Genomic DNA, 13,297 nt, shown 5'->3' with positions numbered 1-13,297 from the left:
CTCAGTCGAGTAGCCGCACAGTATCGAACATTCGACCAGGTGTCTTGGTCGGCAGTTGAATTGTCACCACCGGGGCCGAGCGACGGTGACGCTACGTCGGCCGCCTCCGCGTCACCGGTGTCAGTGCCTGCTCGAACGCGACCCCGTCTACGAAGGTGTCTTTGCGCAGCACCTGCCAGTGGTCCGTCACCGTCACCAGGTCCATGCAGTCCCAGCTCACGTCCCGTCCTCCCCCGGCGCCATCAGGCAGCACACACTTCAGCGTCCAGTCCAAAACCCAATGGCTGGAACCGAATTCCGTGCGGTGGACGTCGAATTCGAGCTGGGGCAACACGGCGAACATCGCGGCGAACGCGTCGCGAACGGCAGCGGTCCCCGTCACCGGACGACGGCCGTGGCGCAACCAGAACGTCGTATCGCTCGCATGAAGCGCCACTATCGCGTCGGCGTCGCGGGCGGACCAGGCGGCCAGGTAACGGCTGTACAGATCGTGCAGCCGGTTCATCGGACCGCGAAAACCCGGTAGCGGACTTCCGAGAGCGACACTTCATTGATCGCCACGGTGTGTATCGCGTTGATCCAGCGGTAGCGGTCATCGTCAGTGTCGAATAACGGGCTCGAGCGGGCGATCATCTGGTCGTGGCGGATGAATTCGCCGCTGGTGAATCGTCCGGCGGTCTCGCGATCCATCTCCACCCTGCCGGTGTTGGTCATGTGGATGTACGCGCCGTCATCGGTGCGCAGGGTGGCGCGGACGTCCAGGCGTGCGATGCGGTCGGTGCCGAACAGGATCCAGTCACCACCGCCGGGCAGGATGTCGCCGGCAATCCGGGGACCTTCGCATCGTCCGTGTTTGACCACATAGGTGAACCGGGTGCCGACGGGTGTGGAAAAGATCTGCACCGGATCGAACTCGATGCGAATGTCGAGCAGGTGTTCCAGCGCCGGGCGTGCGTCGACGTCGATCAGGCCGGTTTTCGAGTTGCCATCTGCAGCAGGGGGGCGGCTCACGCGGTAGACGCTACACCCGCATACTTGGAATTACCAAGTCCCAACTTGGATATTGAAAGCTAATGTAAGATCGTTCCGTGGCGGCGAAGTCATATGGCCAGCACTGCGCGCTGGCGAAAAGCCTGGACATGGTCGGAGACCGCTGGACGTTGCTGGTGGTGCGCGAGCTGCTCGACGGCCCCCGCCGCTACGTCGATCTGCTGCACGCATTGGCACCGATCGCTACGGACATGCTGGCCGCGCGGCTGCGCGAGTTGGAGAAGAACGGCTTGGTTTCGCGCCGCACCCTACCGCCACCCGCGGCGGCCAAGGTCTACGAACTGACCGACGCGGGCCGCGCACTCGAGGACGTCATCAACGCGTTCGAGCGTTGGGGCCGTGGGCTTTTGGAGACACGCAACCCAGAAGACCTGGTCCGCCCTCAATGGCTCGCCAGGGCGGTGCGGGCCTACGCGCGGGACGAACGGCCCGGGGTCGATCTGGTGTTGCAACTGGTCACGCCTGAGGGATCCACCACGCTGCACATCGACGAGCACGCCGTCGTCGACGCCGCACCGGCCGAACCGGACGTCACGCTGGTCGGATCGGCGGAAACACTTGCGGCGGCAATGAATCCGGCCCGATTTCCGGAGTTGGTCGCCACCGGAGCGCTGACCGTCAACGGGCGGCGCGCTGCCGTGCGCCAGCTGGCGAAGGTGTTCGGATACTCCGGCTTGCCGTCGACGCTGCGCTGAGGGCGGCGTCGACAAGCACTTCGTCGGCACAGCCGCAGAGTCAACGCCGACGGGGCGACGGGGCTCGGCCCATCTACGCTGTAGCCACGATCGGACGAATCGGAGGGTTCATGGCCGAGCTGACCAAGGGCGCCAACGCGCCAGTGCCCACCGCCGAACTTGTCGTCGAGGTCAGCTGGCAGGCCGTGGCCGGCGTCGACGCCGACGCCAGCGCTCTGCTGCTGACCACCGCGGGCAAAGTGCGCGACGACGCCGACCTCATCTTCTACAACCAGCCCGCCTCGCGCGACGGGTCGGTTCGGCACGCCGGTTCGATCCCGACCGGCGGCGACCGCCTCGTCGTCAACACCGCCGCTGTCCCAGCCGGCATCGACCGTGTCGCGTTCGTGGCGTCCATCCACGACGCCGCCGCCAAGCGTCAGACCTTCGCGCAGCTGCCCGGGCTGTCGATCAAGGTGTCCTCCGGCGGGGAGCCGGTAGCGAGCTACTCCATCTCGGGGCTGACCACCGAAACCGGGCTGATCTTCGGCGAGCTGTACCGCCGGCAGGGCGCTTGGAAGTTCCGCGCCGTCGGGCAGGGCTTCGACTCGGGGCTGGCCGGCATCGCGACGACGTTCGGCATCTCCATCGACGACGAACCTTCCCAGCCGCCGCCACCCGCACCGACCATCGATATGAACAAGCAGCGGCAGATCAACCTGCGCAAGACGGTATCGGAGAAGTCGCCGGTGCTGCTCAAGAAGTTCGACGCCGCCAGCGTCTCGCTGGAGAAGCGCGGCTTCCTCGGCGAACGTGCCGAGGTCATCTTGGTGCTCGACGTCTCCGGTTCGTCACGCCCGCTGTTCAGCAACGGCAGCTACCAGGAACTCATCGACCGGTTCCTGGCCATGGCCCTGCTGTTCGACGACAACGGCACCGTTGACACTATCCTCTTCGATCACCGGGTGCACGAGGGCGAACCGGTCACTCTGGCCAACCGCGAGGGCTGGACCGACCGCGCCATCAACCGCAAAGGCATCTGGGGCATGACCAAGTACGCGCCGCCCATCGAACAGATCGCCGCCGGTCTGCGACGTGGCGCGACACTGCCCACCTACGTCGCCTTCATCACCGACGGCGGCAACAGCGACCGCAAAAGCGCCACGGACGCCGTGCTGCGCGCTTCCGGTTTGCCGATGTTCATCCAGTTCATGGCGATCGGCCGCGAACGCGACTTCCCGTTCCTGCACAAACTGGACGAGTTGACCGGCCGCGAGATCGACAACGCGGGGTTCTTCGCCGTCGAGCAGGTGACGACGCTGAGCGACGCAGCGTTCTACGACAAGGTCATGACGGAGTTCCCCGACTGGCTGGCCGCGGCACGGGAAACCGGCATCGTCGGCAGGGGCCGCTGAGAAGACCCCTAAACAAATGGCGCGCGAGCAGCGATGATAGGCGCATGAGTGATGTACGCCACACCGATGTGGATGTCGTCGTCGTCGGCGCCGGCTTCGCGGGCCTGTACTGCGCGTACCGGCTGGGCCGTGCGGGCCATTCGATGCGCATCATCGAAGCCGGTGACGACATCGGTGGCACCTGGTTCTGGAACCGGTACCCCGGCGCCCGCGTCGACATCCCCAGCGTCGACTACATGTTCAGCTTCGATCCGGACTGGTCGCGTGACTGGCAGTGGTCGGAGAAGTACGCCACCCAGCCCGAGATCCTGCGCTACCTCAACCACGTGGCGGACAAACACGACCTGCGCCGGGACATGCAGTTCGGCACCCGGGTCACCCACGCGCACTGGGACAACGACTCCGGTATCTACCGGGTGGGCACCGACCGCGGCGAGCAGATCACCTGTCGCTACCTGGTGCTGGCGACCGGTTGCCTGTCGGTACCGAAGGACCTCGACATCGAGGGGGTCGAGAACTTCACCGGGCAGGTCTATTTCACCGGTCGCTGGCCGCACGAACCCGTCGACTTCACCGGCAAACGGGTCGGCGTGGTCGGCACCGGATCCTCTGGCATCCAGTCGATCCCGCTCATCGCCGCCCAGGCCGCACAGCTGACCGTCTTCCAGCGCACGCCGTGCTTTTCCATCCCGGCCCACAATGGTCCGATTGCGCCGGAGAAGCTCGCCCAACTGGCCGACGACGAGGCGTACCGCAACGCCGCGAGATACTCCTTCGGCGGGGTACCGGCCGAACGCACCATCACCCCGGCGTTCTCGGTGTCCGCCGAGGAGCGGCGGCAGCGGTACGAAAGTGCCTGGCAGCGAGGAGAACTGCTCGAAGTCCTCAACCTCTATGCCGACCTGATGAGCAATCCGCTGGCCAACGCGGAATTCGCCGAGTTCATCCGCGACAAGATCCGCGGCATCGTGCGCGATCCGCAGACAGCGGATGCGCTGTGCCCCACCAGTTATCCGGTCGGCGCGAAGCGGCTGTGTCTGGATACCGGTTACTACGACACCTTCAACCTGCCGCACGTGCGGTTGGTGAACCTGCGCGACCAGCCGATAATCGGCCTCACCGAGACCGGAATCGACACGGCCACCGAAACTTTCGAGCTCGACGCGATCGTCTTCGCCACCGGGTTCGACGCCATCACCGGCGCGGTTGCGGCGATCGACATGGTGGGTCGCGGCGGGCTCACCCTGACAGACAAGTGGGCGCACGGTCCGTCGACGTATCTGGGCCTGACCACCGAGGGATTTCCGAACCTCTTCCTCATCGCCGGCCCGCACAGCCCGTCGGTGCTGTCGAACATGGCGGTGTCGATCGAGCAGCACGTCGACTTCGTCGCCGACGTCCTGCAGTATCTGCGCGAGCACGAGCTGAACCAGATCGAACCCACGGCGCTGGCCGAGGCCGGATGGATGCAGCATTCGGACGACGCGGCATCGATAACGCTTTTCCCCCAAGGTAACTCGTGGTACGTAGGGGCCAACGTGCCGGGCAAGCCGCGCACCTTCATGGCCTACGCCGCCGGAGTGGACTTCTACCGCGCGGCGTGCGACGAGGTGGTGGCCCGGGACTACCTGGGTTTCCGGTTATCCGGCAGCGCCGGTGTGCAGTGCAACGACGGCGTGGTGCGCCGTCTGCAGCCCGACGTTCAGATGGTGCTCGAGCAGATGGCGCTGTTGAATCCGCCGCCGCTGGAGTCGTTGCCGCCCGAGCAGGCGCGTGCCTTCCTCGACGAGATGAACCTCGCCCGCCCGCCCGGCCCCGAAGTCGGCGAGATCGTCGACGGAACCCTGCCCGGCGCGGGGGGCATCCTCAATTACCGCCTCTACCGACCGGCCAGCCCGGGTCCGCACCCCGTCGTCGTCTATTTCCACGGCGGCGGCTGGGTTCTGGGCGACTCCGTTTCCGACGACCCGCTGTGCCGTGATCTGTGTGTGCGCAGCGAAACGCTGATCGTCTCGGTGGACTACCGACACGCGCCGGAGCACCGATTTCCGGCCGCGCTCGAGGACGGTTGGGCCGCAGTGCAATGGGTCGCCGAGCACGCCGCCGAACTCGGCGGCATTCCCGGGCAGCTCGCGGTGAGCGGATGGAGCGCGGGCGCCGGGATCGCCGCCGTGGTAAGCCAACTCGCCCGCGACGCAGCCGGCCCGGCGATCGTCGGGCAGGTGTTGTTGACCCCCGTGACCGACTCCGATCAGACCCGCGCCTCCTATCTGGAGAACGCCGACGGTTACGGCCTCACCGCCGCGATGATGCGGTGGTTCTTCGACTGCTACGCCGACCCGCAGGTACGGGACGACCCGCGGATCGCACCGTTGCGCGCAGCCGATCTGTCGGGGTTGCCGCCGGCTGTGGTCGTCGTGGCGGATTTCGACCCGCTGCGCGACGAGGGCGTCGCGTACGCCGAAGCGCTCGCCGCAGCTGGCGTTCCCACCGAGCTCATCCGGGCCCGCGGCCACACGCACCTGTCGCTGTCCATGGTCGACATGGTGGTCTCCGGTGCGCCCATTCGCGCCCAGCTCGCCACCGCCCTACACGGGTTCTTCGCGACCGACTCCGTCAAGTCCGCCTAACAGCGGGATGCTCGCATTCGCCTGCCCGACCTGCCGCAGCTACGCCGCCTTCGAATCCCGACACTGCCCGGACTGCCGGACCGAGTTCGGGTTGCGGATGCTGGAGGATTGGAAGTGGTTGTCGCTGTGCCTGAATCGGGTGAACACCGCTGGGCAAGAATCCGCTGTACCCGTTCGAGATTGCCCCCGCGGTGGTCGGCAAGCTGGCTTTCGTGCATAGAGTTATCCGCGAGACGCGGTAGGGAGGTCGGATGTGCCGGTGGGTCGCTTACCTGGGTGAGCCGATCGCGCCCCGGGAGTTGCTGCACGACCCGGAGCGGTCGCTGATCGAGCAGAGTCGCCGGAATGCGCCGAACATGGAGATTCCCAACGGGGACGGCACCGGGCTGGGCTGGTACGAACACCGTCCGGAGCCGGCGCTGTTTCGCAGCATCACCCCGGCGTGGGGCGACGACAATCTGCTGGAACTGGCCACCGAGATCCGCACCCGGCTTTTCCTGGCGCACGTGCGGGCAGGTACCGGGACGCCGGTGCAGCAGACCAACTGTCACCCGTTCCGCTACCGCAACTGGCTGTTCGTGCACAACGGTCATGTCGGCGGCTATCAGCGGCTGCGTCGGGAGCTGCTGCTGGCCGTCCGCCCCGACCTGTTCGAAAATATCGGCGGCTCAACGGATTCAGAGTTGATGTTCCACCTGGCTCTCACCTTCGGCCTCACCGAGGATCCGCTCGGCGGCATCGCCCGGATGGCGGGATTCGTCGAGGACGCCGCCACCGCAGCCGGCGTGGACGAGCCGGCGCTGCAGATGACGGTGGGGGTGAGCGACGGAACGCGACTGTATGCGGTCCGCTACGCCAGCGCGGGCGAGGTCAACACGCTGTTCGTCAGCGAAGATCCGGAGTCGGTACGCATGCTCTATCCGGACAGCGAGCGGCTGGCACACTTCGGCGACGACGCCCGGGTGGTGGTTTCCGAGCCGCTGACCGAGCTGCCCGGCATGTGGCGGGAAGTTCCGCCGGGAGCCGCGCTGATCATCGGCGACGGCGTCGAGGAACTGCCGTTTCGGCCGATCCCGGGTCGGGTCTGACGGTGGGCGAACGCGTCACGTTCGCGAGTTCGACCGGGCCGAACCTCGCCGGAATCATCGACGAGCCGGAACAGGAAGTACGCGGCTGGGGGGTGTTCTCGCACGGCTTCACCCTCGGCAAGGAGTCCCCGGCCGCGGCGCGGATCTGTAAGCAGCTGGCCGCCGACGGGATAGGCATGCTGCGCTTCGACGCGCTGGGACTCAGTGGCTCAGAAGGAGATTGGGGCGACGGCTCGTTCACCGTCAAGGTGGACGACATCGTCCGGGCATGCCAGTTCATGGCTGACCGCGGAACCCCGGCCGACATCCTGGTGGGGCACTCCTGGGGCGGTGCCGCGGTACTGGCAGCGGCCGCGCAGGCACCGGGCGTGCGGTCGGTCGTCACGGTCGCGGCACCCGTCGACCCGAGTCATGTCGAGAAGCATTACGACGCCGTGGTGGACCGGTGCCTGTCGGAGGGCAGCGCCGAGTGGCTGGTCGGCGGGCGGACGCTCACGTTGAAGCGTGACTTCGTCGAGGATGTCCGCGCAGCTCACCTGCACGACAAGATCAGCAGCCTGCGCATGCCGCTACTGATCCTGCACTCGCCCACCGACAACACTGTCGACATCGAAAACGCCAGCGAGATCTTCCGCCTGGCGCGCCATCCGCGCAGCTTCGTCTCGCTGGAGGGCTCCGATCACCTGCTCACCGCCCGTGGGCAGGCCCGCCGGGCCGGTCGCATCATCGGCGCCTGGGCCGACGCGTATCTCGACGAGCAGTAGCTGCGGCGAAGCTCATCGGTGCACCAGTAGCGCCGCAAGTTCTTCGCGGGTTGACACACCGGTCTTCGCCATCGCCCGGTAGATATGACCTTCGACGGTGCGCACCGACAAGGTCAGGCGTTCGGCAACCACGCGACTAGAAAAACCCTCGCCCAGCAGGGTCACGATTTCGTGCTCCCGCCGCGTGAACGGAACACGCATGCTGGCTTGCCGCAGCGCGGGTGTGGACGCGCCACCACACCGCTGGGCCAACGCCTCGGCTCGCGTCGAACATCCCAGCGCCGAACCGCGCAAATCCTGGCGCCGGTAGGCCAGCGCCGCGTGTGCCGCCGCGTCCAACGCCGCGACCAGATCACCCATCGCCTCGAATTCCTGTGCTACCGAGGATAATTCGGTTCCATTGCCGGTGGCTAGCGCACCGGCGAAGCGGGCGGCAGTGCCGACCCGGGGCCCTTCCACGATGGTCTCGAGTTCCCGCAGCCGGACCGCGGTCGAACCGTCACCGAATTGCGCGGCGGTCTGCAGGCACACCGCTTCGGCGGCGAATTGCCCGCTGGCGCGCGTTTTTCCGGCTGCCGCGGTGGCGATCCTGATCCCGCCCAGATCATCGGACACCACATCAGCGTGCGGCCGCAACACCGGCCGCGACTGAGTATTCCCGTACTCGTCTCAGCTCAGGGATTACGCACACAGTCATAGGTGAGCGGAACTTCCTGACCCAATTCCACCACCTCGAAGTTGTCCACCCCGATCTTGCTGAAGGACTGGTCGGTGATCCCGAGGTTGGCCCACTTGGCGGTGCTGTTCGAGTCGTCGGCGAAGGTCAGCGGAATCTGACCGCCGTCGGACAGCAGCATGCCGTAAGTCTTGAGCGCCTTGATGATCACCTTCTCCGAGGCCGAGAACGGCGACTCGTCGAAGTTCGCCTTCAACCGGAACCGCACCCCGTACGGCGGAGCGTTCGGGTCTTCGCTGTCCGGGCCGCCGGCGTGCGTCGCGGGACGAACGTAGACTTTAGCCTTCATCCGGGGATTGGGCAGGATGAACCGCAGCGGATGGTTGACCGCGCCCGCGGCGACTTCGTCCGCGGTGGGCAGCAACGCGGCTATCGGGAAGCCGGCGGCGTCGGCGCTGGTGCACTGGTCGCCGCGCAGCGTTTCCGGGTACTTCTTCTTCAGGTCCCACACGAAGAAGGCGTGCGCGGTGATCGAGTCGCCGTTCTTGCTGCCCAGGTAGACCTCGTACAGCTTGTGCTCGTCCCGTTCGGCGACCAGCAGATGACAGTCGCTCTGGCCGTCGGTGTTGCCCGTCACGTCACAGGACATGTTCGGCGAACCCTCGAAGTGGGCGTTGTCCGGCACCGGCATCTTGGCCGGAACCTTGTCACAGTCCGGGCCGCCGTCGCAGTAGTTCTCGTCGCCGACGACCGCTACGCGCGGGGTGCTGCGATCGGCGAAGAACAGCGGAATGGAGAAGTCGATCTGGAAGTTGTTGTCGTTGCCCCACCCGCCCATGCCATTCAGCGCCTCGATGATCGCGGCACTTCGTCCCGATACTGTGACGCCGCTGATGTTGTTGGTGAAGGGCTGGTTACCGTCGAACAACGGTCCGCCGGCGCCGGGCTTGCCGCCGCTGGGCCGGGAACCCGAGCTCGAACCCGAGCCCGAACTCGAACCACTGGCCGGTGTGCTGGTGCCGCCCTTGTTGCAGCCGGCGGTACATACCAGCGCCACTATCCAGAGCGTGACGGCTACCTTGCGAAAACAGGTCGTGCGCATGAGGACCGGTTGCCGTTGGCCGGGCTCAGTGCGAGGCGAAGTCGGGGCACAGGTTGGTCGTCGCCGCACTGACGAACAGGGTGCCCTGACTGAAGCCGTACTTCTGTTCGACCTTGGTCATCTCATCCAGTACCGAGGCACCGCCGCGCAGATCGCTGCACGCCTGGTTGCCCGCAGCGACGGTCTGGGCCGGTGTCTTGCCGGGCAGGTGGACGTTGTTGGTCTGCAGCTCGTCCAGGAAGCTGTTGGGGTCGGCCGCTGCCGCCGGGGCACCCAGCACGGCGCCGGTGGCGAGGGCCGCCAGGGCGGGAGCGACGATTCGCAGGATCGATTTCATGGGTGAGGTCCTTTCGCGGGATGACGGGACAGCGCATGAACCACACCCCCGCATGCGTTCAGCTAAGTCGATCTTTACCCATTTCGGCCCATTTGAGTAGCGAAACCGGGCAATTGACCGGACCCCGGGCTAGCCGTCGCGGCGCGCGTGGTAAATCGACAGCGATCCCGTCACGGTGCGGATCACCTGCACTTCGGCGACGTCGGCGAAGCCCGCCTGCTCGATCAGCTGCGGCAGGATGCCGTCGGCGTTGGGTTGGGTGTCGGCCTTGCCGTCGACGCGTTGCACGCCCCGGAACAGCAACCGCATCAGCGCGCTGCGCTGCCACCCGTAGTCGGCGATCACCAGTTCGCCGCCGGGTCGCAGCATCGCGAACATGTTCGCGATGATGGCCTTTTTCATCGGCACCGGGCACTGGTGCAGCACCAGGCTGGACACCACCCGATCGGCGCTGCCGGGTCCGACGAGTTCGGCGGCCTGATCGCCCATGCCGGACACGAATTCGACGTCGACGCCGGCCTTGCGCACCTTGTCCCGCGCGATGGCGAGGATCTGCGGGTCGGGATCCACCCCAACTACCCGCACGGCCGGTTGCACCCGCTTGATCCTGATCGCCAATGACCCTGTGCCACAACCGATATCGACCACAAGGTGACGGGGCTGCAGCTCCAGCCGGTCGATGGCGGCCGAGCGCCAGCGGCCCTCGCGGGTCATCAGAGCTACGACGGTGTCGTAGTACTTCGTGTACTTCGGGTCCCCGGCGGCTGGTGTGAATGACGGTGTCGACATGACTTCCAGTCGTATCATCGGACCGCGATGACTTTCTCTGCACGAACGGACACGAACGTTTCCGCAGCGGACAGCACTGTGCTGGTGGATATGCGCCAGGGCGGTGCCGCGACTGCCGGCGCATTCGTCTACGAGGGCCATCGGGTGACGACCCCGCGGCACGCCCACGAATTGCACCAGCTGGAGTACGTCGTGCAGGGCGTGCTGGAAGTGGAGACGGATGCGGGCGCCTACGTGCTGTCCGAACGGCAGGCTGCGTGGATTCCCGCCGGGCTCGGGCACATCAGCACGATCGATACTCGAGTGCGGTCCATCTCGATCTTCCTGCACACCAAGCACCTGCGGCCGGCGCGGCAGGAGGCCGGGATCGTGGCGGTTTCGCCGCTGCTCCGGCAGATGATCAGCTACGCCTGCCGCTGGCCCATCGATCGCAGGTCGTCAGATCACGTCGCGGACGCGTACTTCCAATGCTTCGCCGAACTACTCGCCGAACTGCTCGAGGTGCAGCATCCGTTCAGCGTGCCGACGACCAGTCATCCGCAACTCGCGGCAGCGCTCAGGCACACTCGTAATACGTTGGCAGACATCACTATTGACGACGCAGCCGCGGCGGCGGGGGTGTCGCCGCGCTCGCTGCGCCGGCTGTGTAACCGCGAACTGCAGATGACCTGGCGCGAGTACACGCAGCAGACCCGCCTGATGCGGGCCGCGGCGCTGCTGGCCGATCCCGAGCTGAGTGTGCTGCAGGTCGCCACCCGGGTCGGGTTCGACAGCGCCAGCTCGTTCACCCGGGCGTTCCGCGGCGCGTGGGGCCGGCCCCCGTCGGCCTACCGCCGCCACGGCGGTCAACCGGCGGAATGACGCTCAGCGCAGCGACCGATACACCGGCAGCGCCCGGTATTTGGAGATGAAGGTGGCCTGGTCGTACATCTGCCCCACCTCACCGTCGTGGGCGATCACGGTCGGACCGTCGACGGCGGTGAAGGTGAACTCCGGCACCTGCATCTCGTGGTACAGCGGGCTGCGCTGCAGCCGGCCCAGCGCGAGCGCGGCGACGATCCTGGTCCGCGCCAGGCGGCGACCGGTTTCCAGGATGCGCACGTCGATCAGGCCGTCGTCCATCCGGGTACGCCGAGCCGGCGCGAATCCCGTTGGCAGATAAAGAGAATTGCCGACGAAGAACAGCGAGGTCTGCAGCGTCTTATTGTCGTAGCGGATGCGGACCGGTTGTTCGTTGCGCAGGGTGCGCCACATGGCGTAGAAACCGGCCAGCGGCTTGCCGATCCGCTTCTCCATCTTCTCCCGCCTGCGCACGAAGGCGGGATACGCGCCGATGCTGGCGGTGTTGACCACCATCTGGCTGTCATTGAGGCACATCAGATCCACGCATGCCACCGTGCCGCGGCGGATCGCACGCACCGTCTTAGCCACCGTCTCGCAACCGATGTCCTTGGCGAAATGGTTGAACGTTCCGGCCGGAAACACCGCCAGCGGCAACTTGGTCTGGGCAGCGACCGCCGCTCCCGCAGACACCGTCCCGTCACCGCCGGCGACGGCGAGCACCTCGGCGCGTTCGGCGGCGTCGCGCAGCACCTGGACCGGGTCGTCGTCGGGTCCCAGTTCGACGATCTCCACCGCCGGCAACTCGGCGCGCACCTGATCCAACACCCGCGCGCCGGTCCCGCTGCCCGACGCGGGGTTGACCACCAGGACCACGCCCGCACCGTCGGGCCGTTCCGGCACCGACACCAGGAGCGGCTCGGTCTTCGGCAGCGAAGCCTCGACGATCGGCGGAATCAGCCGACCGCCGGTCACGGCCAAACCGGCCCCGATGCTGAAGCCGATCACGACATCGCCCGGGTAGTGCGCGCCGGTGGCCACCCGCGACAGGCCGACCAGACCCGCCAGCATGGCCAGTCCGAAGCCCAACGGAGGATTCTCCAGACCCACCCCCACTGCGAACGCCGCGGCACTGGCGGAATGCCCCGACGGCAGCGAGTTCGAGGTCGGACGGCGGCGCGTCCGCCGGATCAACGGCACCGACTCGTAGCGCGGACGCGGCCGCTGCCGGATTCGCTTGGCGCCCTGATTGGTGAACAGGCTGGCCGCGCCCAGGGTCACCAAACCGCGGACCGCGCCGCGCCGCGCGGAATGTTTTCCGGTCGCCAGCAGCACACCGGCGATGGCGAACCACAATTTGGAGTGATCGGCCGCCCGGGTCAGCGGGGGCATGGCGGAATCCAGCAACGGCGTGGGGGTCTCGGCGATCGCCTCGAACAATTCGCGGTCCAGGGCGCCCAGCCCGCGGGTGATCTGTTTGACGCTGTGCAGTGGTCGCGTGGGCCGCAGGTTCATCACGCCAACATTAACTGCCGGCGTTACGTCGACTCCGCGCCGCGGTCAGGCGCCTTTGCGGCGCAACGTCCAGGCCGGCACCCAGTGCGTCACGGACTTGCGCTTCGCGCCGAACTCCACCGGGTAGGTCACCAACCCCCACCAGTCGCCCTGTTCGCAGATGCCCCAGCAGCTCAACCGGCCCTCCACCACCTTGTGCAGCTGCAGACCGTTCGGGTGGTAGCGGCCGGACCGGTGCGGTTCGCGCGGGAACAGCACCGTCAGGTCGATCAACACCGCGACGGGCGGGCGCACCACCCGGAACGGGCCGCGCAACGGCTGCCCGTTGTACCCGATCGATGCCAGCCGGCCCATCGGTCGATCATACGTTCGAATGACCGGATGTAGCTCACGTTTCGACGGCCGCCGCTCGGGCAA

Annotated in this window: 14 protein-coding genes and 1 pseudogene; 7 read left to right on the top strand and 8 right to left on the bottom strand. The window is 66.8% G+C overall.

What is annotated here, in order from left to right:
• Positions 1-91: 91 nt before the first annotated feature.
• Entirely contained in the window at positions 92-505 is a 414-nt protein-coding gene (locus AC5Y3Z_RS23500) for a nuclear transport factor 2 family protein (protein ID WP_473140192.1), read from the bottom strand.
• Positions 502-1,011: a DUF3237 domain-containing protein gene (locus tag AC5Y3Z_RS23495; protein WP_473140193.1), complete on the bottom strand. Its 510-nt coding sequence runs from the start codon at positions 1,009-1,011 to the stop codon at positions 502-504. The genes AC5Y3Z_RS23500 and AC5Y3Z_RS23495 overlap by 4 nt, the downstream gene beginning before the upstream one ends.
• A 77-nt stretch (positions 1,012-1,088) precedes the next feature.
• Between AC5Y3Z_RS23495 and AC5Y3Z_RS23490 the strand changes: the two genes are divergently transcribed.
• The 6 genes and pseudogenes from AC5Y3Z_RS23490 to AC5Y3Z_RS23465 all read left to right on the top strand — a co-directional run bounded on the left by AC5Y3Z_RS23490 (position 1,089) and on the right by AC5Y3Z_RS23465 (position 7,621).
• Positions 1,089-1,745, top strand: a complete 657-nt coding sequence (locus tag AC5Y3Z_RS23490; RefSeq protein WP_473140194.1) for a winged helix-turn-helix transcriptional regulator — start codon at positions 1,089-1,091, stop codon at positions 1,743-1,745.
• A gap of 110 nt (positions 1,746-1,855) precedes the next feature.
• Positions 1,856-3,139, top strand: coding sequence for a VWA domain-containing protein (locus AC5Y3Z_RS23485; protein WP_473140195.1), 1,284 nt, complete (start codon positions 1,856-1,858; stop codon positions 3,137-3,139).
• A gap of 44 nt (positions 3,140-3,183) precedes the next feature.
• Positions 3,184-5,769 (top strand): flavin-containing monooxygenase, encoded by a 2,586-nt coding sequence (locus AC5Y3Z_RS23480; protein ID WP_473140196.1) that lies wholly within the window; start codon positions 3,184-3,186, stop codon positions 5,767-5,769.
• 94 nt (positions 5,770-5,863) lie between these two features.
• Positions 5,864-6,011, top strand: a pseudogene (locus AC5Y3Z_RS23475) (putative zinc-binding metallopeptidase); the annotation flags it as partial.
• Between the two features lie 9 nt (positions 6,012-6,020).
• Positions 6,021-6,857 (top strand): class II glutamine amidotransferase, encoded by an 837-nt coding sequence (locus AC5Y3Z_RS23470; RefSeq protein ID WP_473140197.1) that lies wholly within the window; start codon positions 6,021-6,023, stop codon positions 6,855-6,857.
• Positions 6,858-6,859: 2 nt separating this feature from the next.
• Complete coding sequence (locus AC5Y3Z_RS23465) at positions 6,860-7,621, top strand: alpha/beta hydrolase family protein (protein ID WP_473140198.1); 762 nt, start codon at positions 6,860-6,862, stop codon at positions 7,619-7,621.
• Between the two features lie 12 nt (positions 7,622-7,633).
• On the opposite strand, the gene AC5Y3Z_RS23460 is transcribed toward AC5Y3Z_RS23465, so the two are convergent.
• The 4 genes from AC5Y3Z_RS23460 to AC5Y3Z_RS23445 all read right to left on the bottom strand — a co-directional run bounded on the left by AC5Y3Z_RS23460 (position 7,634) and on the right by AC5Y3Z_RS23445 (position 10,525).
• Complete coding sequence (locus tag AC5Y3Z_RS23460; RefSeq protein WP_473140199.1) at positions 7,634-8,236, bottom strand: helix-turn-helix transcriptional regulator; 603 nt, start codon at positions 8,234-8,236, stop codon at positions 7,634-7,636.
• A gap of 59 nt (positions 8,237-8,295) precedes the next feature.
• Complete coding sequence (locus tag AC5Y3Z_RS23455; RefSeq protein ID WP_463828885.1) at positions 8,296-9,354, bottom strand: hypothetical protein; 1,059 nt, start codon at positions 9,352-9,354, stop codon at positions 8,296-8,298.
• A 70-nt stretch (positions 9,355-9,424) separates the two neighbouring features.
• Positions 9,425-9,736 (bottom strand): DUF732 domain-containing protein, encoded by a 312-nt coding sequence (locus AC5Y3Z_RS23450; protein WP_463828886.1) that lies wholly within the window; start codon positions 9,734-9,736, stop codon positions 9,425-9,427.
• A gap of 129 nt (positions 9,737-9,865) precedes the next feature.
• Positions 9,866-10,525, bottom strand: coding sequence for a class I SAM-dependent methyltransferase (locus tag AC5Y3Z_RS23445; RefSeq protein ID WP_473140200.1), 660 nt, complete (start codon positions 10,523-10,525; stop codon positions 9,866-9,868).
• A 27-nt stretch (positions 10,526-10,552) separates the two neighbouring features.
• On the opposite strand from AC5Y3Z_RS23445, the gene AC5Y3Z_RS23440 reads away from it, so the two are divergent.
• Positions 10,553-11,386, top strand: a complete 834-nt coding sequence (locus tag AC5Y3Z_RS23440) for a helix-turn-helix transcriptional regulator (RefSeq protein ID WP_473140201.1) — start codon at positions 10,553-10,555, stop codon at positions 11,384-11,386.
• A gap of 3 nt (positions 11,387-11,389) precedes the next feature.
• Here AC5Y3Z_RS23440 and AC5Y3Z_RS23435 read toward each other — a convergent pair whose 3' ends face one another.
• The gene (locus AC5Y3Z_RS23435) at positions 11,390-12,880 is read right to left on the bottom strand and encodes a bifunctional phosphatase PAP2/diacylglycerol kinase family protein (protein WP_473140202.1); all 1,491 of its coding nucleotides are present in this window, start codon (positions 12,878-12,880) and stop codon (positions 11,390-11,392) included.
• Between the two features lie 45 nt (positions 12,881-12,925).
• Positions 12,926-13,234, bottom strand: coding sequence for a hypothetical protein (locus tag AC5Y3Z_RS23430; protein WP_463828890.1), 309 nt, complete (start codon positions 13,232-13,234; stop codon positions 12,926-12,928).
• Between the last annotated feature and the right edge of the window lie 63 nt (positions 13,235-13,297).

The sequence above is a fragment of the Mycobacterium sp. NGS61 genome (genome assembly GCF_059812325.1).
This window is presented reverse-complemented; position numbering and strand designations above follow the sequence as displayed.